The following is a 22,082-nucleotide window of genomic DNA, read 5'->3' on the forward strand; positions in this document are numbered from 1 at the left end:
ATTTAGGCAACAACGCCGCCTGATTGTCATTGGTTCATTCTTACCAGCAATCACCATTAACATGTGGGGAATCTCTGACTCAGTATCAGGGTTAGATTTTTATGGGTTATTCGCCGTATTCTTAATGCTTGCTGGCTCAATTGCTTGTGCAGTAGGTTTGCCAAAGCTTGTTGCAAAAGGCCTTGGTGCGCTTTCTCTAGCCTACTTATATTACCATCTGTTCAAATTATATGGTGAATTAAGAGATATGTATGTTGAGCTAAAACAAATGGCACAGTTCATGGGCAGCAACAATAGTCCATTTGAACAAATTATCGAAATTGCTGCTAGTTCAGTGAGCATTGGCAGCTTTGTTCTAGTCTTAGGGTTTATTTTGCTTAATGTGTTCATTTTCATGCCGTATAAAATACACCCTCGTTTTGAAGCTCTAGATACTATTTTGATGCATTACTCTTCAAAACTCTCTGAACAAGCTAAAGTAAAATCTCAAGAAATAAAGGTTGCAGCAACGAAAAAAGCAGCTTCTGTTCAAGAAAAATCCAAACAGATAAAACAGGAAGCAAAAGCAAAAAGTAAGGCAACTGAAGACAACAAAACAGATAAGTAACTAAGCCTGATTTCAGATCATAAGTGCAACATTCATGGAAAGGTATAGAAGACGACAACTGCTGAAAGTAGTGCGCTCTTCTCACCAAAGAAACAAGCAGTTGTAGCATGAATTATCAGCAATTCCTGAAATAGCTAAAACAACTCAGTGCCATCGCTCTACGATATATCTGGAAGTTATCATTGCCGACCTTCGCCATCAAATAAGCTAACGTTACAAAGTGAAAGGCTCCGTAAAGGAGCCTTTCTTAATTTGAGCTCCCCAACACAATTATTATGCTCTCGCGCTACACGTGCGAGCATAGCTAAAAATACCTAACTTGGTTCAAAGCTTTAGTTTCAAGACTAGAGAATGAATGTTGTTTGAGGTAAGTTGAAACAATCATTCCCAAATTTCATGAATATAACCCAATGCTACTCGAAGGAATCGAAACTCTACTGGTATTGAGTAAAGCAAAGACCATGAGCCGCACAGGCAGTTTGCTTTATATCAGCCAATCAGCGGTCAGCAAACGGATTGCGAATTTAGAAAAGAAGCTAGGTAAAAAGCTCATTGAACCGAGTGGCCGACAGATAAAACTCACGCCAGATGCGATAGCATTAATAGAGAGTATTGGCCCGACATTCAATGAACTTCGCGGGCTTATTTATGAACAGCAAGAGTTGGAAGATACTACTCTCATCACCCTAGACAGCTCTAAGTCTCTGATAGCCGGTTATTTAGGTGAGATGATGGGCCAGTTCATCCAGCAAGATAAGTACATCACCATTACCACCAACCACACGCCGAGAATCATAGAGCGAGTGCAATCTGGTAAGGCGACCTTGGGGTTGTGTGCTGGCTTACTGCCACCGCATCATGGGTTGATGACCTTCCATCTATTTGATGAGCCGTTTTACATAGTGAGTAAGTCACCGCTAACGGAGCTTCCTCCAATGGTCATCACTAACGACATGACCAACCCTGCCAATTCTTATCAACTTTCTGTATTAGAGAAGTTTGGTATCAAACCCTTGATGGAGATGGATGCCTACACCGCAGCGGCTCAACTTGCATTGGGCGGGACTGGGCCAGCGTTAATACCGCTCTCTATCGTAAAAACACTCAATATTGAGCCTCAATATCTGTATAGCTTCACCGAATTAGCAGGCTTGATTCGGCCGATTCATATCTGTGTCAGACCAAATAGTTACCAGTCTCCACGAGTTAAAACACTGATAGAATCCATTGTTGATGCTGTTCCCAAAGCAGTTTAGACGCCATTAGCATCGACATCACGATCACAAGGGGGCGAATCCATTTTTGCCCTTTTATCACCACCACTTTAGCGCCAAGCTGAGCGCCCATAAATCCACCGACCGCCATCACTAATCCCAACTCCCAAATAGGCAAACCAGCCAAAATAAAGAAAATTAAGGCAGCGATATTCGAGGTAAAGTTAAGTACTTTAGTACGCGCCGTAGCATCGACTAACGAGAAGTGACCAATAGCAACAAAGCAGACGGTGAAGATAGAACCTGTTCCTGGGCCAAAAAAGCCATCATAGAAACCCACGCCGCCACCAATACACAGAGCAAACATGGCCTCAGAGATCTTCTGTTTTCCTTCAGACGCTCTAGTTTGGGGTGCCAACAGGAAATAGAGAGAGATAGCGATAAGCAGCAGTGGGATAACACTGGTCAGTAGGCTCGCATCAATGTGCTGGACTAACTCAGCGCCAATTGCAGAGCCAATAAAGGTACAAAAGATAGCAAGGCGCATCTCTTTGATGCTGACGATACCGTTGCGCACGAAATACCAACTCGCGGAGAAGCTGCCAAATGAGCTTTGGAGTTTGTTGGTTGCCAGTGCCTGCGTGGGTGGAACTCCAGCCGCTAGCAATGCAGGTAGAGTCAGTAACCCACCGCCGCCAGCCATTGCATCAATAAAGCCTGCTGCCGTTGCAACAACAAACAAGATAGCCAATATTTCTAGAGTGATTTCCATATACCCAACGCCTTAAAATCCTGTGTAGCGACAAGTTACCACTCACAGCAGACGAGCAATAACGAAACACAAGATTCTAACCTATTCCAAATATTCATCATTAAGCTACCGCGGAATAACAGACATAAAAAAGCCCACTCCGAGGAGTGGGCTTTGAGCATTTATATCCGCATATCAGCGATACACTTTAGGCGATTAAGCTTGAGAAGCTTTAACCTGAGCGTGTAGCTCTTGAACTGAAGTTACTGACGTTTTCGCGTCTGCAGTGTGCGCCATACAAGTCGCGAATGCAGCATTTAGCGTAGTCGTGTAGTTAACTTTCTCAGCAAGTGCACCACGACGAAGAACTTTAGAATCTTCAATCGCTTGACGGCCAGCTGCAGTGTTCACGATGTACGTATACTCGTTGTTCTTGATACGGTCAAGAATGTGAGGACGACCTTCGTGTACCTTGTTTACTAGACGTGGGTTGATGCCCGCTTCGCCAAGGATAACCGCAGTACCGTGAGTTGCGTCTAGCTGGTAACCAAGCTTAGATAGTTTAGATGCTAGGTCAACAACACGCTCTTTGTCGCCTTCGCGAACAGAAAGAAGTGCACGACCGCCTTCTGGGTAGATGTTGCCACAACCCAATTCAGCTTTAGAGTATGCTTCAGCAAACGTTGCACCAACACCCATAACTTCACCAGTAGAGCGCATTTCAGGGCCTAACAGTGGGTCAACACCAGGGAACTTGTTGAATGGAAGTACAACTTCTTTCACTGAGTAGTAAGGTGGGATGATTTCTTTCGTAAAGCCTTGAGACTCTAGAGATTGACCCGCCATTACACGAGCGGCAATCTTAGCGATTGGCGCACCAGTTGCTTTAGATACGAATGGAACCGTACGTGCTGCACGAGGGTTAACCTCGATTAGGTACACTTCATTGTTCTTAACAGCAAACTGCGTGTTCATCAGACCACGAACACCCAACTCGAACGCTAGCTTTTCAACTTGCTCGCGCATTACGTCTTGGATTTCTTGGCTTAGCGTGTATGCAGGAAGAGAACATGCTGAGTCACCAGAGTGAACACCCGCTTGCTCGATGTGCTCCATAATACCGCCGATTACAACGCGCTCACCGTCACAAATCGCATCTACGTCTACTTCAACAGCGTCATCTAGGAAGCTATCAAGTAGTACTGGAGATTCGTTTGATACGCTAACTGCTTCGTTGAAGTAGCGACGTAGGTCTTGCTCGTCGTATACGATTTCCATCGCACGACCACCAAGTACGTAAGAAGGACGTACAACAAGTGGGAAGCCGATTTCACGAGATTTCTCTACCGCTTGCTCCATTGTTGTTACTGTCGCGTTTTCTGGTTGAAGTAGGCCTAGACGGTCTACAGCAACTTGGAAACGCTCACGGTCTTCTGCACGGTCGATTGCGTCTGGGCTAGTACCGATGATTGGTACGCCAGCAGCTTCAAGAGCACGTGCCAGTTTAAGTGGCGTTTGACCACCGTACTGAACGATAACGCCTTTTGGCTTCTCAACACGAGCGATTGCTAGTACGTCTTCCAGAGTTACTGGTTCGAAGTACAGACGGTCAGACGTATCGTAGTCTGTAGAAACTGTCTCAGGGTTACAGTTAACCATGATAGTTTCGTAGCCATCTTCACGTAGCGCTAGTGATGCGTGTACACAACAGTAGTCAAATTCAATGCCTTGGCCGATACGGTTTGGACCGCCGCCTAGAATCATGATTTTTTCTTTGTCTGTTGGGTTTGCTTCACACTCGTCATCGTAAGATGAGTACATGTAAGCCGTATCTGAAGAGAACTCAGCTGCACACGTATCTACACGCTTGTATACCGGGTGGATATCGTATTGGTCACGTAGACGACGGATTTCGCTTTCCGCTACACCTAGAATCTTAGATAGGCGCGCATCAGCAAAACCTTTACGCTTAAGCTTGTTTAGCTCGTCTTTATTTAGACCAGCAAAGCCTTTCGCTTTAAGTTCTTGCTCTAGCTTAACGATGTCTTCGATTTGAACTAGGAACCAACGGTCGATTTGCGTTAGGTTGAATACACCATCTACCGACATACCAGCACGGAATGCGTCAGCGATGTACCAAATACGCTCTGCGCCAGCTTCTTTAAGTTCGTGACGGATAGTCGTTAGAGCATCTGGTGCGTCTAGGTCTACCATTTCGTCAAAACCAGTCGCGCCAACTTCTAGGCCGCGAAGTGCTTTTTGTAGAGATTCTTGTTGGTTACGGCCGATAGCCATAACTTCACCAACCGACTTCATTTGCGTCGTTAGGCGGTCGTTAGCACCTGCAAACTTCTCGAAGTTAAAACGAGGAATCTTAGTTACTACGTAGTCGATTGTTGGTTCGAATGATGCTGGAGTTGCGCCGCCAGTGATGTCATTCATTAGCTCGTCTAGCGTGAAACCAACAGCCAGTTTCGCTGCAATCTTAGCGATTGGGAAACCTGTTGCTTTAGATGCTAGTGCAGAAGAGCGAGATACACGTGGGTTCATCTCGATGATAACCATACGGCCATCTTTCGGGTTGATACCAAACTGTACGTTTGAACCACCTGTTTCAACACCAATCTCACGCAGTACTGCTAGAGATGCGTTACGCATTAGTTGGTATTCTTTATCTGTCAGCGTTTGAGCTGGAGCCACAGTGATTGAGTCACCTGTGTGAATACCCATTGGGTCGAAGTTTTCAATCGCACATACGATGATGCAGTTGTCGTTTTTGTCACGAACCACTTCCATCTCGTACTCTTTCCAACCGATAAGTGATTCATCGATAAGAAGTTCATTAGTTGGAGATAGATCCAAACCACGACGACAGATTTCTTCAAATTCTTCTTTGTTGTAAGCGATACCGCCACCAGTACCACCCATCGTGAACGATGGACGAATGATACAAGGGAAGCCAACCATGTCTAAAACTTTGTAAGCTTCTTCCATCGTTTTCGCTGTATCAGCAGTTGGACACTCAAGGCCAATTGCTTTCATTGCTTTATCGAAGCGTGAACGGTCTTCTGCTTTATCGATAGCGTCAGCCGTTGCACCAATCATTTCAACACCGAACTCTTCAAGAACGCCGTGCTTTTCTAGGTCTAGAGCACAGTTCAATGCAGTTTGGCCACCCATAGTAGGTAGAACTGCATCAGGCTTCTCTTTAGCGATGATGTTACGCACAACTTCCCATTGGATAGGCTCGATGTAAGTTGCATCTGCCATATCTGGGTCAGTCATGATTGTCGCTGGGTTCGAGTTCACAAGAATAACTCGGTAACCTTCTTCGCGAAGCGCTTTACAAGCTTGAGCACCAGAGTAATCGAACTCACATGCTTGGCCGATAACGATCGGGCCAGCACCTAGAATAAGAATACTTTTAATGTCAGTACGTTTTGGCATTGTCTACTACTCCGAATTACGCTGTGTGCTGTTTGATTAGTTCAATAAAGTGGTCGAATAACGGCGCTGCGTCTTCTGGACCTGGGCTCGCTTCAGGGTGACCTTGGAAGCTGAATGCTGGTTTGTCTGTACGGTGAATACCTTGTAGAGAACCATCAAATAGTGATTTGTGCGTTGCACGTAGTGTCTCTGGAAGGGTTTCTTCGTCAGCAGCAAAGCCGTGGTTTTGCGAAGTAATCATCACAACATCACGATCTAAATCTTTAACCGGGTGGTTTGCGCCGTGGTGACCAAACTTCATCTTCACTGTCTTAGCGCCTGACGCAAGAGCAAGAATCTGGTGACCTAGACAGATACCGAAGATTGGTAAGCCTTTTTCTAGGAACACTTTTGTCGCTTCAATTGCGTAAGTACATGGTTCTGGGTCACCAGGGCCATTTGAAAGGAAAACACCGTCTGGGTTCAGAGCAAGTACTTCTTCAGCTGAAGTCTCAGCAGGAACAACCGTTAGGCGGCAGCCGCGGTCAACAAGCATTCGTAGGATGTTTCGTTTTGCACCGAAGTCATAAGCAACAACGTGGTATGGCAATTCTGAGTCTGCTTTCGCTTCAGGAAGTCCACCCGTAAGCGTCCACGAACCTTGTTTCCATTGATACGCTTCTTTTGTTGTAACTTCTTTCGCAAGGTCCATACCTTTCAGGCCAGGGAATTCTTTTGCTTTAGCTAGAGCCAAAGCTTCGTCTAGGTTTCCGTCGTTTACTGAAGAGCCAGCTACAATACAACCGTTCTGTGCGCCTTTTTCACGAAGAATACGCGTCAACTTACGAGTATCAATATCAGCGATACCAACAACGTTTTGCGACTTAAGGTAATCAGAAAGGGATTGTTCATTACGGAAGTTAGAAGCGATTAGAGGGAGATCGCGAATCACAAGGCCTTGAGCGTGGATTGAAGAAGATTCTTCGTCTTCGGAATTGGTTCCGGTATTGCCAATGTGAGGGTAAGTAAGGGTAACGATTTGTTGAGAATAGGAAGGATCAGTGAGGATTTCTTGGTACCCCGTCATCGAGGTATTAAAAACGACTTCACCAACTGCAGAACCTACAGCGCCAATGGCTTCACCGTGAAATACTGTCCCATCTTCTAGGACGAGTAGTGCTGACTTCTTCAAGACAACCTCCAGAAATAAAAATGCATTAAAATTGATTTAATTTGCAAATCTACCTTCCTGCAACACCAAAAACTGCGTGTTTATGGAAATTAGACAAATTGGCGGTATTTTAGTGATCTGCGTGATACGTGTCAACATTTAACTCAAAAGAAATTAAACATTTGTAAGGACTAATTCAATTTACCCCCTCAAAGCTCCAAAAGTTCAACTTTCATGCGCATTTAGCTCGAATATTACGATTTTCTAATTTTCACTCCTCATTTTAGCCAACCATAGAGTGATAAAAATATCAGCAACAAAACGCAATCGATAAATACCAAGAGAAAACATGACAATTTAAAGATCTAAAACAAAAAACACACTAAAGACCACATAAACAGCATAGAAATGGAGTCAAAAAGGCGATAAGAAGAAAGTAGAAGGAAGATCGGAGAAGTGAGATTACTAAGGAAAATGCACCAAATAAAGAAAGCGCCGGCAATTGCCAGCGCATAAATATCTATCTATAGGTCATTCAAACCAAGCACATCCGTCATGGTATAAAAGCCTGCTGGTTTATCATTTAACCAAACCGCGGCCTTGATTGCGCCATTAGCAAAGGTCATTCGATCAGTGGCTTTATGGGTAATTTCCACTCGTTCACCGATATCAGCAAACATAGCGGTGTGTTCACCAATAATGTCACCGGCACGAATCGTCGCGAAACCAATCTCATCTTTAGTGCGCTCGCCAGTAATACCCTCGCGTGACCATACAGCTACATCGTTCAGCTCATTGCCCATAGCACCCGCAATAGCTTCGCCCATACCAATCGCAGTACCTGACGGTGCATCGACTTTATGACGGTGATGAGCCTCAACGATCTCGACATCACAGTAATCGCCCATCACTTTAGCGGCCTTCTCTAGCAGCTTAAAGACCAGGTTCACACCAACGCTGTAGTTAGGTGCCATTACGATAGCCATCTCTTTTGAAGCAGCATCAATCACCTGCTTCTCTTCTTCAGAGAAGCCCGTTGTACCGATGATCAGTTTTTTACCGTGACGTTTACAAAGTTCAATATTCGCTAATGTGCTAACAGGGGCAGTAAAATCGACAATCACATCAAACTCTTCGATGGCTTTAGACAAATCATCGACTAAAGCAACATCAAAACGACCTTCACCGCATAACTCGCCGACATCTACGCCGACCAAAGATGACTCTGGACGCTCTGAACCAGCTCCAACACTTGCTTCTGAATTATGATGAGCGGCTTTCACCAAGTTGCGGCCCATGCGGCCCGCTGCTCCTGCAATTGCAATTCTTACCACTGCGAATATCTCCATTGTTTTGGTTACCGTTGCCACTTATCTCTTGCAGCAACGTTCAATCGATTAATCTCTTTAAACTAACAACAATCTCAAACTCAGGCTAGCAATTACGAAAACTCTTTTATTACTCGCTCTAAAATTGGCACATTTGCCTCTGGGAAGGCGTATTGATTCAATGATTCAAGGCTTACCCATTCACCTTGCTGACCTTCTTTACCATAAGGCTGCTCTTCAAAATCAGTCACGAGAATGAAATCGAACTTAAGTGACTTATCCGTGTAATCAAATTCAAGATGCTCAAACAGAGACTGCTCGGTCACCTTGATACCGACCTCTTCATCAAGCTCGCGAGTCATCGCTTGCTCAATAGTTTCGCCCTCTTCAACCTTGCCACCTGGAAATTCCCAGAAGCCACCTTTGTGCTTGTCATCTGGACGCTTAGTGATAAAGACCTGTGACTTATCTTGATTGAAGATAATACCCGCTACGATATGGATTCTTTTCATTGATGGTGTTCCTTAATAAAACGCTGAACTCACATAGTCCCTAAATACGTCATCCTCAAGAAAGAGGAACGACTGAGTTGGGGATCTAAAACTACGCGAGCCTAACTAAACAAGATTCCCTACTACGCTCACTCCTCGCCATAGGGAATGACAACTTCCTTGCGTAACAAAGTAAGCCATGAAATTTACATACAAAAAGAGCCGCCTAAGCGACTCTTTATATTCTATTTGTCAGTTTTATGAAGCTAAGTTGTAGTGTATGAGAGCAAGGCGGTGGCACGGAGCTTACGACTTTAAGTGAGTACCACCAACGCAGCTATCATGCGCTACAGCAACGATTCATTAAACTTACGCGATTTTACCGTGACACTGCTTGTACTTCTTACCGCTACCACATGGGCATGCCTCGTTACGGCCCACTTTACGCTCGTCACGCACTACCGTTTGTGGAGATGCCGCTTCAGCTTCATCGTCAGCTAGCTGGTTTTCAGCTGTTGCATGTTGCGCTTGTGCACGACGCGCCGCTTCTTCAGCTTGAGCTTGACGTTGAGCTTCCATCTTTTCAACTTCTTCTTGTTGCTGAACACGCACTTTAGAAAGGATGGTAACAACGTCTGTTTTCAGTACATCTAGTAGGCCTTCAAACAGTTCAAACGACTCGCGCTTGTACTCTTGTTTCGGGTTCTTCTGAGCATAACCACGTAAGTGGATACCTTGACGAAGGTGATCCATCGCAGCCAAGTGCTCTTTCCAAAGGCCGTCTAGCGTTTGTAGCATCACAGATTTCTCGAAGTTACGCAGTACTTGAGCACCAACCACTTCTTCTTTCTGTTTGTACGAATCAACCGCCATAGCAAGAATACGCTCACGCAATGCTTCTTCATAAAGCTTGTCGTCTTCGTCTAACCAACCTTGAATATCAAAGTCTAGATCGAAGTCATTCTTCAGACGATCTTGCAGACCCGCGATATCCCACATATCTTCAAGAGACTGAGGTGCGATGTATTCATCAATCACTGATGCCAATACATCTTCACGGTTGTGTTCGATCATCTCGCTGATATCGTCAGAGCTCATCAGTTCATCACGAAGCTCATAAACCACTTTACGTTGGTCATTGGCTACATCATCGTACTCAAGAAGCTGCTTACGAATATCGAAGTTACGACCTTCAACTTTACGTTGTGCTTTTTCAATTGAGCGAGAAAGCATCTTAGATTCGATCGCTTCGCCTTCGTCCATACCACTTTGGATAAGACCAGCCATACGATCCGATGTGAAGATACGTAGCAGAGAATCTTCCATTGATAGGTAGAAACGAGAAGAACCCGCATCACCTTGACGACCAGAACGACCACGTAGCTGGTTGTCGATACGGCGAGATTCATGACGCTCAGTACCAATGATGTGCAGACCACCTGACTCAAGCACTTTATCGTGGATTACTCTCCAGTCAGCTTTGATCTTCTCGATCTGCTCTTTGGTTGGATTCTCTAGCTTCTCAACTTGTGCCTGCCAGCTACCACCTAATACGATATCGGTACCACGACCAGCCATGTTAGTTGCGATAGTTACCGCACTCGGCATACCAGCTTGTGCAACGATCTCTGCTTCCATTTCGTGGAATTTAGCATTTAGAACGCTGTGCTTAATTTTTGCTTTTTTCAGTGCGTTAGACAGTAGTTCAGACTTCTCGATAGAAACCGTACCAACCAATGATGGCTGACCAGCAGCTACACGGTCTTTGATGTCTTCAATGATCGCATTGAACTTGTCTTCTTCGGTACGATAAACCACATCTGGCATATCGTTACGAACCATAGGCTTGTTGGTTGGGATAACCACTGTTTCTAGGCCGTAGATAGACTGAAATTCGAAAGCTTCTGTATCGGCTGTACCTGTCATACCTGACAGTTTTTCGTATAGACGGAAGAAGTTCTGGAATGTAATCGATGCTAGCGTCTGGTTTTCATTCTGAATCTTCACACCTTCTTTAGCTTCAACAGCTTGGTGTAAACCTTCAGACCAACGACGACCTGGCATAGTACGACCAGTATGTTCATCAACGATAACCACTTCGCCTTCTTCAGTAACGATGTAGTCGACGTCTTTCTCAAACAGTACGTGTGCACGCAGCGCTGCATTAACATGGTGCAATAGGCTGATATTAGTTGGAGAGTAAAGCGTGTCACCCTCTTCCATCAGGCCGTTTTTGACCATTAGCTCTTCTACAAATTCTTGACCGTTTTCAGTCAGGTGAACCTGTTTCGATTTCTCGTCCATGGTGTAGTGACCTTCACCACGGTACTCTTCAGAATCTTCTTTATCTTGGCGCTCAAGGTTAGGGATCAACGTGTTAATACGCGTGTAAAGATCTGAACTATCTTCAGCTGGGCCAGAGATAATAAGTGGAGTACGAGCTTCATCGATTAAGATTGAGTCAACCTCATCGACAACAGCAAAGAAGCGCTCACGTTGAACACGATCTTCAGCACGGAAAGCCATGTTGTCACGTAGGTAATCGAAGCCAAACTCGTTGTTTGTACCGTATAGGATATCCGCTTGGTACGCTTCTTTCTTCTCTGGTGGAGCCATGTTTGGCACGTTTACGCCAACAGTCATACCAAGGAATTCAAATAATGGGCGGTTTGTTTCCGCATCACGCTTCGCTAGGTAGTCGTTCACCGTTACTACGTGAACACCTTTGCTAGGTAGGGCGTTAAGATAAGCTGGTAGGGTTGCTGTAAGAGTCTTACCTTCACCAGTACGCATTTCTGCAATTTGGCCAGCATTTAGAACCATGCCACCAATCATTTGCACGTCAAAGTGACGCATGCCGTAAACACGCTTAGACGCTTCACGTACCGTAGCAAATGCTTCAGGTAGAAGTTGGTCTAGCGATTCACCTTTATCTAAGCGCTCACGAAATTCAACCGTTTTTGCTTTTAGTTCTTCGTCTGAAAGTGCTTCAAACGTTGGTTCGAAGTTATTAATTTCTTTTACAATTTTTCTAAGGCGGCGCAGTGTTCTGTCATTGCGACTGCCAATTACCTTTGTCAGCAGCTTAGTAATCATGTGCTTGGAATCTCTTCGTTCTCAGATCGTCCGCGATCTATTTTAAATGCCGTCAGTGTCTCTACTAGCTATGAACTAGTCTTCAGTTACTAACCAAGGATACTGAGATAAATCTAGTATCTTTGATATTGTACTTGAGAGTAGAGTTTTCAAGGCTTGAGTTAAAATTAATGCCCTTTAGTGTAAGTAATTTTCACACCAACAACCATTTATAACCCCATTTGTTTGATGTGCTTGGAACTTTTCTTTCTAATTGCTGATGGATTAGCCAGACTGCAGCTCATTGGGAGACAACTTTCGGATGTTGACGACACTGTATCTGGAAAATAGATACAAAAAAACCAGGTCAATGACCTGGTTTTCGAAATCTTATATTGCTGTAAACAACAATTACGCTAGAACCATTCCTGGTTCAGCAAATGCAACAGGAGAGCCTACTTCTTCTTCGAATGTTGCCCATTCCCAAGCTTCTGCGTCAGCAAGTACTGCACGTAGTAGTTGGTTGTTTAGGCCGTGACCTGATTTGTATGCACGAAACTCACCAATAATAGCGTGTCCACACATGTACAAGTCACCAATCGCATCTAGTACTTTATGAGTTACGAACTCATTGTCAAAACGTAGACCCTCTTCATTAAGAATTCGGTATTCGTCAAGTACGATAGCATTATCAAAGCTACCACCAAGTACTAGGTTTTGAGATTGTAGATACTCAATGTCGCGCATGAAGCCGAAAGTACGAGCGCGAGAGATTTCTTTCACAAAACCTTGTGAAGAGAAATCAAACAACAAACGTTGCTCATCAGATTCAATTGCTGGGTGGTTAAAGTCGATCTCAAAGTCCATACGGAAGCCGTTAAATGGAACAAACTCTGCCCACTTATCGCCATCTTCAAAACGGATAGGCTTTTTGATACGAATAAAACGCTTCGCTGCATTCAGTGTTTCTACACCCGCTTGCTGTAGCAAGTATACGAATGGGCTTGCGCTACCATCCATAATTGGGATTTCAGGAGCATCTACTTCAACAATAATGTTGTCGATGCCCATACCCGCTAAAGCTGCGTTAAGGTGTTCCACTGTAGAGATACGTACGCCTTCGTCATTAACAAGAGCTGTACATAGCATAGTGTCACGAACTGACGCTGGATCAGCTGGGAAATCTACAGGTGGATTTACATCTGTACGACGATAAACAATACCTGTATTTGCAGCTGCCGGGCGAAGAGTAAGTGTGACTTTACGACCAGAGTGGAGACCCACACCAGTTGTTTTCACAATTTCTTTCAGAGTACGTTGTCTGATCATCTGCTTGCCTCGTTATCAGTGCTACAAATCACGGTCAGTATTTACCGACCGCGAATTTTACCATTAATTCGACGATAGTCAAATTTTGGGTATTTGTTAATCAGCCTGACGTCGTAAGAATGCTGGAATATCTAAGTATCCACTCTCTTTCTCAGCCTTAGGTGCTGCACTTTGGCTAGCGCCTGTACCTGAAGAAACAGGTGACGTTGTTGGTTGCGGCTTAACTTGAGGTTTAACCTCAGTTTTTTCTTGCAATGGTTGTGCCACTTTCTCTTCCACTTTTGGTGCAGTTTGAGCCGCTACCTGTGGTTGAGGAGTTGGTGCAACCTTAGCTTTACCACCAGCAACTAATGTAATGTCTGGTTTTTTCTCTGTGCCGATACCTGTTGCAACAACAGTTACGCGGATTTCATCTGTCATATCAGGGTCTAGAGAAGTACCAATCACAACTGTTGCATTATCAGATGCGAATGCCTTAACTGTATTACCTACTGTTTCGAACTCATCTAGACGCATATCTAGGCCTGCAGTGATGTTCACAAGAACGCCACGCGCGCCAGCTAGGTCGATGTCTTCTAGTAGTGGGCTAGAAATTGCTGTTTCAGCAGCTTCTTCAGCACGGTCTTCACCTTTTGCGATACCGCTACCCATCATTGCATGACCCATCTCAGACATTACGGTGCGAACATCCGCGAAATCGACGTTAATCATACCAGGGCGAGTAATTAGCTCAGCGATACCTTGTACAGCGTTTTTAAGTACATCATTTGCACTTGCGAAAGCTTCTAGCAGAGTTACGCCGCGGCCAAGTACTTTAAGTAGCTTTTCATTTGGAATCGTAATTAATGAATCCACATGTTTAGAAAGCTCTTCAATACCTTGCTCAGCAAACGCTAAACGCTTTTTGCCTTCAAAGCTAAATGGCTTAGTTACAACAGCAACCGTCAGCACACCCAACTCTTTCGCAACTTCAGCAATAACTGGAGCAGCACCTGTACCAGTACCACCGCCCATACCAGCTGCGATAAATACCATATCGGCGCCAGTTAGAACTTCTTTAATTCTTTCTCGATCTTCGAGAGCTGCATCACGGCCTACTTGTGGGTTTGCACCAGCGCCCAAACCTTTAGTGATATCACCACCAATTTGGATCACGCTGCTCACGCTTGTTTTACGAAGTGCTTGTGCATCAGTGTTAACACTGATGAATTCTACGCCTTCGATTGATTCACGTACCATGTGCTCAACAGCGTTACCGCCACCGCCACCAACTCCAACGACTTTAATTACTGCATCGTCAGACATTTCCATCATCGGTTCAAACATGTGTTATCTCCGTTTTTTCCTGCAACTCAGGTTAAAACTCTTTTTGTATCCAATTACGCAATTTGCCAAATAAACCAGACATAGAAGGTGCTGAACGCTTAGGTTCGCTGTAATCACCTTCATCACTGATCTGACAATCTCTTGCGTAATGAAGTAAACCAACCGCCGTAGAATGATACGGCTCTTTAACATAGTCAGTTAAGCCACTAACTTCTAACGGCTTACCAACTCGAACTTGATTGCGGAAAACACGTTCCGCACACTCTACCAATCCGTCAATTTGTGCCGCTCCACCAGTAAGAACGACGCCAGCTGCAAGGTGGTGTTTAATACCTTCATCTCGTAGCTGTAATTGAACCGTATCAATAGTTTGGTTAACGAGACCCATAAGTTCAGTGTAACGTGGTTCAATCACTTCCGACAAAGTTTGTCGTTGCAAACTTCTCGATGGGCGACCACCAACACTTGGGACGTTAACAGAGTCATCCTTGCTTACGAGTTCACTCAGAGCGCAACCATGGTTTACTTTTATCTCTTCAGCATCGCTCACTGGCGTGCCGAAAGCGAAGGCAATATCACTGGTTACTGCATTTCCTGCGTAGGAAAAGACTTCTGTGTGTCGAAGTGCGCCGCCAGTCCAAATGGAAATATCCATTGTACCCGCACCGATATCGACAACACATACTCCAAGCTCTCTCTCGTCTTCAGTAATTACCGCATTGCTTGAGGCAAGTCCTGAAAACACGATTTGTTCTACTGTGAGACCACATCGTTCAACAGCTTTAATAATGTTTCTCGCCATGTCGCTATGGCAAGAAATTAGGTGAACACTGACTTCCATTCGAACACCAGATAAGCCAAGTGGGTTCTTAATCCCTTCTTGATAATCAATGGTAAATTCTTGTGGGATCACGTGCAGAATTCTCTGCTCATCACCTATTTTAATTGATTTCGCGGTATGGATCGCTCGATCCATATCGTCTTGAGACACCTCTTCATCAGAGATAGTGCCCATGCCTTTTTCAATTCGGCTTGCGATATGTTTACCCGATAGCGAGATAAATACATTGCTGATTTGGCATTCCGCCATCAACTCTGCTTGATCAATAGCTCGCTGAACCGACTTAACTACCGACTCTAGGTCGTTTACACCACCTTTATCCATACCTCTGGATGGGCTTTGCCCAGAACCAATGATATTGATTTGACCATCAGGCAATATTTCACCAACCAGAGCTGATATGGTCGCAGTGCCTATATCAAGACCAACGATTATGTTGTCATCTGCGGTCTTAGTCATCTGTGCTCTCTTCTAACTCTTGCTCTGGAAACCAGCCTACAGCGGCTCCCGTATCATACCTGAGGTCGATGTAGCTCACTTGATTCGCTTTACTACCAAGTTCGTTGTAAAGCGAAATGAAGCGTTCAACACGCTCATCTAAAGAATCTTTACCTAGTTCTAAACGGATACCGTTATCTAGGATTATTTGCCAAGCGCGACGCTCATTGAGAACGAGAGAGGTAACGGTTAACCCTAGACTGTTAATCAAAGGGGTTATCTGTCGCCACTTTTCTATCACTTCTTGGCTGGTGCCGTCTGGGCCGTAAAGCTTAACTCTATCGCCCTTCAACAGGCCGATATCACCATTAAACACCTGACCATCGTCATTCAGCAGCATGTTACCGTTCCAGATTGCTGCCGCATGGTACTCAGTCAAAAATACTTTTATTGTGTCTGGCCACTGCTTACGAATGGAGACCACTGAAACCCAAGGTAACGCTTCTAAACTGTCTTGCAACACACCGATGTCTTGCGACATGAAGGTTCCAATGTGCTCTAGCTCGCTAAAGGCATGTTGAACATCACCAGCGGTTACGTAAGTTAAGTCGCCTTGAAGTACTATTTTGGAGAGAGGCAATCGCTGATCGTCCCACATCCAAGTTAGTGTGGTATAGAAAAGAAACCCAATGAATAGCAATACCATGACAAAAAAAGACCCGCCTAAGGCGTGTTTCTTGAGCGACGGTAAACTGAATAGGTGGCGGTTTTCGCTAAAAGTACTTTCTACCAAAGCCCGCATTCCCTGTCGTTGGTTCGCAATTCTATTCCCTATCTTCGTAATAGAGGTAAAAGCACTTACTTTAACCTATGAATTATACTGAGCAAAATCAAACTATCAAACGTTGATAATAAGATTTTTGGTCAATTTTAGGTCAATCGCAAGAAGTGAGCGATTGACCACAGTCTGTAGACAGTATTCTGTTACGCGTTCTGCATTTTATTAATGTCTAACTGTAACGATTCCAACTGCTTCGCTACTCGACCAACATCGCCTGCACCCTGCGTTAAAACAAGGTCACCGCCTTGAATTACGTTGGCTAAAGCCGATGGCAGTGCGTTGATATCGGCAACAAAGATTGGGTCTATCTTACCACGCCCACGAATAGTTCGACTTAATGAACGTCCGTCAGCCCCTGCAATCGGTTTCTCACCTGCAGAATAAACATCTAACAGAATTAGGACATCAACCTGCTCAAGAACGTTCGCGAAATCATCATACAGATCGCGAGTACGGCTATAACGGTGCGGTTGGAAGATCATAACAAGACGTTTATCAGTCCAGCCACTACGAGCAGCTTGAATCGTCACATCAACTTCGGTTGGGTGATGACCGTAATCATCGACCAGCATTGCAACGCCTTTACCTGTTTCATACTCACCTAGGTGATCGAAACGGCGACCCGTGCCTTCCGTTCCCGCCATCGCTTTGAGAATCGCTTCATCGCTGATGTCATCTTCTGTTGCAACAGCAATCGCAGCCGATGCATTCAATGCGTTGTGGCGACCTGGAATGTTCAACGTGATATCTAAGTTAGCTTTACCTTCACGTACAACCGTAAACTTGCCTTGTTGACCTTCTTGTACGTAGTTTTCAATACGAATATCTGCGTCTTCAGAGAAGCCGTAAGTAATCACTTGGCGGCTCACCTGAGGGATAAGTTCACGTACAACAGGATCATCTACACACATCACAGCCTGGCCGTAGAACGGCAGGTTGTGTAGGAAATCGATAAATGTCTGCTTTAGCGTTTCGAAATCGCCGCCGTAGGTATCCATATGATCCGCTTCAATGTTAGTTACGATACTAACCATAGGTTGCAGATGTAAAAATGAAGCATCACTCTCATCGGCTTCAGCGATAAGAATACGGCTTGAACCTAAACGTGCGTTAGTGCCAGCACTTTTAACCAAACCACCGTTTACGAAGGTTGGATCTAGGCCGGCTTCCGAGTAAATCTGTGTCACTAGCGCAGTCGTGGTTGTTTTACCGTGCGTACCTGCCACAGCAATACCGTGACGAAAACGCATCAGCTCAGCCAGCATTTCTGCACGACGAACGATCGGTGTGCGCGCTTCACGAGCTGCAATAATTTCTGGGTTTTCTTCGTTGATAGCGGTTGAAACAACCACCACACTTGCGTCGGCAACGTTACTCGCTTGGTGACCGATATAAACGGTCGCACCCTTGCTAACTAAACGATCAGTCACTGGGTTTTGAGCAATATCAGAACCCGTGATCTGGTAGCCTTCATTTAGCAAGACTTCAGCAATCCCGCTCATTCCGGCACCACCAATACCAATGAAGTGGATAGATTTAACACGGCGCATCTCTGGCACCATTGCACGGATTTGCGCTAAGTCTTGGGTATGTTCAATCGTCATCAATTCAATCTCATTATTTTGCTAAAGCTTTAATCGCTTCAGCGACGGTCACATCAGCATCAAGCTTGGCGGCTTGACGAGCTTTTGTTGCCATCATTTTTAATTCATTTCTATCAAGCTGCGTGATAGTGTTCGCTAGCTTATCAGCCGTTAGTTGAGGCTGTTCAATCATTAACGCTGCGCCACATTCAACTAAATGGTCGGCATTCAACGCTTGTTGTCTGTCTTTGTGCATAAACGGAACGAAGATAGAACCGACACCTGCCGCAGACACTTCTGATACGGTTAATGCACCTGAGCGACACACTAATAGATCTGCCCACTCATAAGCTTGCGCCACATCATCAATAAATTCAGTCACTTGAACATTACCAACAGAATGTGATTTGTATTGCTCAATAACTTGTTGTTGATTGTTCTTACCCGCTTGGTGCATCACAGTGAAGCCTTCACCAAGCTGCGCCATCGTTACTGGCAAGGTATCGTTTAGGATTTTTGCGCCCTGACTGCCGCCCATAACCAAGATGCGGATGTCACCATCACGCTCAGCCATGCGTTGCTCGGGTTCAGCTAAGGCAACCACATCTTCGCGTACTGGGTTACCCACCACTTCTGCGGTAGGGAAAGCACCAGGGAAAGCTTGGAAAACCTTTTTAGCAATCTTAGACAGCCATTGGTTGGTTAAACCTGCCACTGCATTTTGTTCATGCAGAACCACTGGAATGCCAGACAACCATGCCGCGATACCACCCGGGCCACTCACGTAACCACCCATGCCAAGTACCACATCAGGCTGCCATGCTTTAATGTGTTGTCTTGCTTGAAGTATGGCATTAATAATCTGGAACGGCGCTTTAATTAACTTGCTAATGCCTTGACCACGCAGGCCTTTCACTTTGATGAAGTCGATTTCAATGCCATGCTTTGGCACTAAATCCGCTTCCATTCTGTCTGCTGTGCCTAACCAGCGAATTTCCCAACCTTGTTGCTGAAGCTTTTTCGCTACTGCTAACCCTGGGAAAACGTGACCGCCAGTACCACCAGCCATCACTAAAAGTTTTTTGTTTTGTTTCATCACGTTAGATTCTTATTCTACTAATTCGTTTTGACTATCAGCTTGTTCTTTTTGTTGCATTCGGCATTCGTGGTCAATGCGCAGCAGCATTGATACCGCCACAGACATAACAATTAAACTCGAACCACCATAACTGATTAGCGGTAGGGTTAGACCTTTGGTCGGAACGATGCCAGATGCAGCACCTACGTTAACAAGCGTCTGAAACGCAAACCAAATACCAATACCAAAAGCCAGATAGCCGCTGAACACTTGATCGTGTTCAAAGGCTTTTTTGCCAATAAAAATGGCTTTAAAAACCAAGCTAAAGATGAGTATCAAGACCAAGGTCACGCCAACAAAACCCAATTCTTCTGCCAACACAGCAAATACAAAATCGGTGTGCGCTTCGGGTAAGTATTCGAGTTTCTGAATTGAGTTACCGAGCCCTTGCCCCATCCAATCACCACGGCCAAACGCCATCAATGACTGAGTTAACTGGTAACCACTGCCGAACGGGTCGTTCCAAGGTTCCCAGAATGAGGTAACACGTCGAACACGATAAGGTTCTATAACAATCAAACCAACGACCGCGGCAATACCTGCCACCATCAAGGCGATAAACTGTGAAAGCTTGGCACCAGCAATGAATAGCATGCCGAACAGGGTCACTAGCATTACGACCACAGTACCTAAATCGGGCTGGCCTAGCAGCAGCACGGCAAAAGCGCCGAATACCATGATCGGTTTACCAAAACCACCGAAGAAGGTTTTTCTCACTTCATCTTGCTTCCGAACCAAGTAGCCCGCCATAAAGATAAACAGCGATAACTTGGCGACTTCAGCGGGTTGTAAGTTAAATAGCCCTAATGGGATCCAACGCGATGCGCCGTTAACCGACTTACCGACGGCTAATACCACAATCAGCAAGAAGAAGGACAAGCCCAGTAGATACATACTGTATTGAAACCAGCGTTGCATCGGGATTTGCAATATGACGCTAGAGACACCTAACGCCAATACAAGGAAGATGGCATGACGGAACATAAAGTGAAACGGCTGATCGGTTAAACGAGCACTGATGGGGAACGAAGCAGACGTCACCATCACCAAACCTGTCAGCATTAGCCCAAGAGCAATCCACACCAATTGACGATCGTAAAGCGCCTCGGGAGTAGCACGGTTTAGCCACTGCCAGATGGATTGATTAATCTCTTTGACTCTTTGCACTGAATGTTAGTCCTTCAACACGTTAAGCATACTCATGAGCAAGCTCAGTGAACGCATCACCTCTTGCCATGAAATTATTAAATTGATCGAAGCTTGCGCACGCCGGAGACAGCATCACCATATCTCCAGCCACCAGCTGTGGCGAGATAGATTCGATTATCTGCTGCATGGTATCGAACTTTTGTGCCGATGGGTGCAGAGGCATGAATTGATCTGCATCTTCACCGAAACAACACAGCTGAACACGCTCAAGTTGCGCCAATACTGGTTCAAGCTCACTAAAGTCAGCACCTTTACCAACGCCGCCAACCAAAAGATATAACGTACCTTGATACTCCAACCCAGACAGGGCTGCCAATGTGCTGGCTACATTCGTTGCTTTGGAGTCATTAACCCATTTGATTTCGCGCTTGTCAGCCACGACTTGGCAACGATGCGTCAAACCGTTATAGGCCTTCAAAGCATCAAGACTTTTGCTGTAGTCGATACCAACTTGCTTCAATAGTGCAAGTGAGACTAACGCATTCGCCACATTGTGACGTCCAACCAATGTTAAATCTTGGGTAGCAAGGACAGGTTTACCGTTGTCCATTAGCCATTCGGTACCATCAACTGTCGCGACACCAAACTCTTGATCGTCGAGTCCGAATGTTACTAATGACATGTTGTGGTCTGGATACGTCTCTTTGTCGTCGCGGTTAACAATCGCACACTGCGCGTTATTAAAAATTCTTAACTTGGCTTCACGATAATCAGCCATACCCTGATAGCGATCCATATGATCTTCAGACAGATTTAAGAATGCCGCAGCGGCAAGTTTTAAATTCGATGTAGTTTCTAACTGAAAACTTGAAAGTTCAAGGACATATAAATCCGCATCAAGTTCTAGAAGGTCTAGGGCAGGAATGCCAATATTGCCGCCAACGCCAACATTAAGCCCAGCAGCCTTAGCAAGCACACCAGTCAGATCAGTCACGGTACTCTTACCGTTTGAACCAGTAATCGCCACAACAGGCTTATCTACAGCCCAACCAAACAGCTCGATGTCGCCAACGACAGGCGTACCCGCTTGAAGCACATCTTGAATTTCAGGTGTCGCTAAAGCAATGCCTGGGTTAGCAACCACCAGATCAGCCTCAGCTAGCCATTGGCTATTCCAGCTTCCAGAATGCAGCTCAACCGACTCAGGCAAAGATTCCTTTCCTGGTGGTAGCTCTCGCGTATCAATTACCTTTACGCAAGTATGGGGCTGATATTTTACGAGATGTTTAACGACAGAGAGCCCGGTAATACCGAGCCCCACAACCACTACATTTTGAATATTTTGCCAACGTTCCATTTAAACAAGATGCTCTT

The 22,082-nt window shown here is 45.1% G+C and carries 16 protein-coding genes; 2 read left to right on the top strand and 14 right to left on the bottom strand.

The genetic code is table 11. The features are described from left to right. Both AB4493_RS11970 and AB4493_RS11975 read left to right on the top strand, forming a co-directional pair. Window positions 1–607: hypothetical protein (locus AB4493_RS11970; RefSeq protein WP_372155030.1), on the top strand; the 607-nt coding region annotated here is incomplete at its 5' end. Window positions 608–1,017: 410 nt separating this feature from the next. Further along, on the top strand, window positions 1,018–1,863 hold the full coding sequence (locus AB4493_RS11975; protein WP_017059296.1) for a LysR family transcriptional regulator: 846 nt from the start codon (window positions 1,018–1,020) through the stop codon (window positions 1,861–1,863). Here AB4493_RS11975 and AB4493_RS11980 read toward each other — a convergent pair. From AB4493_RS11980 to murD, 14 genes are all read right to left on the bottom strand, one after another. Then, a complete protein-coding gene (locus tag AB4493_RS11980; protein WP_372155032.1) occupies window positions 1,814–2,593 on the bottom strand; it encodes a TSUP family transporter in 780 nt (259 codons plus the stop codon). The two genes, AB4493_RS11975 and AB4493_RS11980, sit on opposite strands and share 50 nt — an antisense overlap. Before the next feature lie 195 nt (window positions 2,594–2,788). Further along, window positions 2,789–6,019: a carbamoyl-phosphate synthase large subunit gene (gene carB, locus AB4493_RS11985; RefSeq protein WP_017059294.1), complete on the bottom strand. Its 3,231-nt coding sequence runs from the start codon at window positions 6,017–6,019 to the stop codon at window positions 2,789–2,791. 16 nt (window positions 6,020–6,035) lie between these two features. Continuing rightward, window positions 6,036–7,190, bottom strand: a complete 1,155-nt coding sequence (gene carA, locus AB4493_RS11990; protein ID WP_010434758.1) for a glutamine-hydrolyzing carbamoyl-phosphate synthase small subunit — start codon at window positions 7,188–7,190, stop codon at window positions 6,036–6,038. A gap of 503 nt (window positions 7,191–7,693) precedes the next feature. After that, window positions 7,694–8,518: a 4-hydroxy-tetrahydrodipicolinate reductase gene (gene dapB / locus AB4493_RS11995; RefSeq protein ID WP_020628676.1), complete on the bottom strand. Its 825-nt coding sequence runs from the start codon at window positions 8,516–8,518 to the stop codon at window positions 7,694–7,696. 92 nt (window positions 8,519–8,610) lie between these two features. Further along, entirely contained in the window at window positions 8,611–9,009 is a 399-nt protein-coding gene (gene mutT / locus AB4493_RS12000; protein ID WP_017062897.1) for an 8-oxo-dGTP diphosphatase MutT, read from the bottom strand. A gap of 348 nt (window positions 9,010–9,357) precedes the next feature. Next, a complete protein-coding gene (gene secA / locus AB4493_RS12005) occupies window positions 9,358–12,084 on the bottom strand; it encodes a preprotein translocase subunit SecA (protein WP_372155033.1) in 2,727 nt (908 codons plus the stop codon). A gap of 390 nt (window positions 12,085–12,474) precedes the next feature. Beyond that, entirely contained in the window at window positions 12,475–13,392 is a 918-nt protein-coding gene (lpxC, locus tag AB4493_RS12010) for a UDP-3-O-acyl-N-acetylglucosamine deacetylase (protein WP_010434751.1), read from the bottom strand. A gap of 96 nt (window positions 13,393–13,488) precedes the next feature. Continuing rightward, window positions 13,489–14,718 carry a cell division protein FtsZ gene (ftsZ, locus tag AB4493_RS12015; protein ID WP_017059291.1) on the bottom strand — a complete coding sequence of 410 codons (1,230 nt, stop codon included), beginning with the start codon at window positions 14,716–14,718 and terminating at the stop codon, window positions 13,489–13,491. A 31-nt stretch (window positions 14,719–14,749) separates the two neighbouring features. After that, on the bottom strand, window positions 14,750–16,018 hold the full coding sequence (gene ftsA / locus AB4493_RS12020) for a cell division protein FtsA (protein WP_010434747.1): 1,269 nt from the start codon (window positions 16,016–16,018) through the stop codon (window positions 14,750–14,752). Further along, a complete protein-coding gene (locus AB4493_RS12025) occupies window positions 16,011–16,703 on the bottom strand; it encodes a cell division protein FtsQ/DivIB (protein WP_017059290.1) in 693 nt (230 codons plus the stop codon). Before AB4493_RS12025 ends, ftsA begins: the two co-directional genes overlap by 8 nt. Before the next feature lie 278 nt (window positions 16,704–16,981). Then, window positions 16,982–18,442: a UDP-N-acetylmuramate--L-alanine ligase gene (murC, locus tag AB4493_RS12030; RefSeq protein WP_017059288.1), complete on the bottom strand. Its 1,461-nt coding sequence runs from the start codon at window positions 18,440–18,442 to the stop codon at window positions 16,982–16,984. A 13-nt stretch (window positions 18,443–18,455) separates the two neighbouring features. Beyond that, a complete protein-coding gene (murG, locus tag AB4493_RS12035; protein ID WP_017059287.1) occupies window positions 18,456–19,517 on the bottom strand; it encodes an undecaprenyldiphospho-muramoylpentapeptide beta-N-acetylglucosaminyltransferase in 1,062 nt (353 codons plus the stop codon). Between the two features lie 12 nt (window positions 19,518–19,529). Beyond that, window positions 19,530–20,726 (bottom strand): cell division protein FtsW, encoded by a 1,197-nt coding sequence (gene ftsW / locus AB4493_RS12040; RefSeq protein WP_017059286.1) that lies wholly within the window; start codon window positions 20,724–20,726, stop codon window positions 19,530–19,532. A 22-nt stretch (window positions 20,727–20,748) separates the two neighbouring features. Beyond that, window positions 20,749–22,065: a UDP-N-acetylmuramoyl-L-alanine--D-glutamate ligase gene (murD, locus tag AB4493_RS12045; RefSeq protein WP_372155035.1), complete on the bottom strand. Its 1,317-nt coding sequence runs from the start codon at window positions 22,063–22,065 to the stop codon at window positions 20,749–20,751. Between the last annotated feature and the right edge of the window lie 17 nt (window positions 22,066–22,082).

Source organism: Vibrio sp. 10N.222.55.A1 (assembly GCF_041473835.1).
Taxonomy (GTDB): domain Bacteria; phylum Pseudomonadota; class Gammaproteobacteria; order Enterobacterales; family Vibrionaceae; genus Vibrio; species Vibrio crassostreae_C.

Bases quoted from the DNA above. Each gene is read 5' to 3' on its own strand.
- AB4493_RS11975 (WP_017059296.1), top strand. From the start codon at position 1,018: ATGCTACTCGAAGGAATCGAAACTCTACTGGTATTGAGTAAAGCAAAG.
- AB4493_RS11980 (WP_372155032.1), bottom strand. From the start codon at position 2,593: ATGGAAATCACTCTAGAAATATTGGCTATCTTGTTTGTTGTTGCAACG.
- carB (WP_017059294.1), bottom strand. From the start codon at position 6,019: ATGCCAAAACGTACTGACATTAAAAGTATTCTTATTCTAGGTGCTGGC.
- dapB (WP_020628676.1), bottom strand. From the start codon at position 8,518: ATGGAGATATTCGCAGTGGTAAGAATTGCAATTGCAGGAGCAGCGGGC.
- mutT (WP_017062897.1), bottom strand. From the start codon at position 9,009: ATGAAAAGAATCCATATCGTAGCGGGTATTATCTTCAATCAAGATAAG.
- secA (WP_372155033.1), bottom strand. From the start codon at position 12,084: ATGATTACTAAGCTGCTGACAAAGGTAATTGGCAGTCGCAATGACAGA.
- lpxC (WP_010434751.1), bottom strand. From the start codon at position 13,392: ATGATCAGACAACGTACTCTGAAAGAAATTGTGAAAACAACTGGTGTG.
- ftsZ (WP_017059291.1), bottom strand. From the start codon at position 14,718: ATGTTTGAACCGATGATGGAAATGTCTGACGATGCAGTAATTAAAGTC.
- ftsA (WP_010434747.1), bottom strand. From the start codon at position 16,018: ATGACTAAGACCGCAGATGACAACATAATCGTTGGTCTTGATATAGGC.
- AB4493_RS12025 (WP_017059290.1), bottom strand. From the start codon at position 16,703: ATGGTATTGCTATTCATTGGGTTTCTTTTCTATACCACACTAACTTGG.
- murC (WP_017059288.1), bottom strand. From the start codon at position 18,442: ATGACGATTGAACATACCCAAGACTTAGCGCAAATCCGTGCAATGGTG.
- murG (WP_017059287.1), bottom strand. From the start codon at position 19,517: ATGAAACAAAACAAAAAACTTTTAGTGATGGCTGGTGGTACTGGCGGT.
- murD (WP_372155035.1), bottom strand. From the start codon at position 22,065: ATGGAACGTTGGCAAAATATTCAAAATGTAGTGGTTGTGGGGCTCGGT.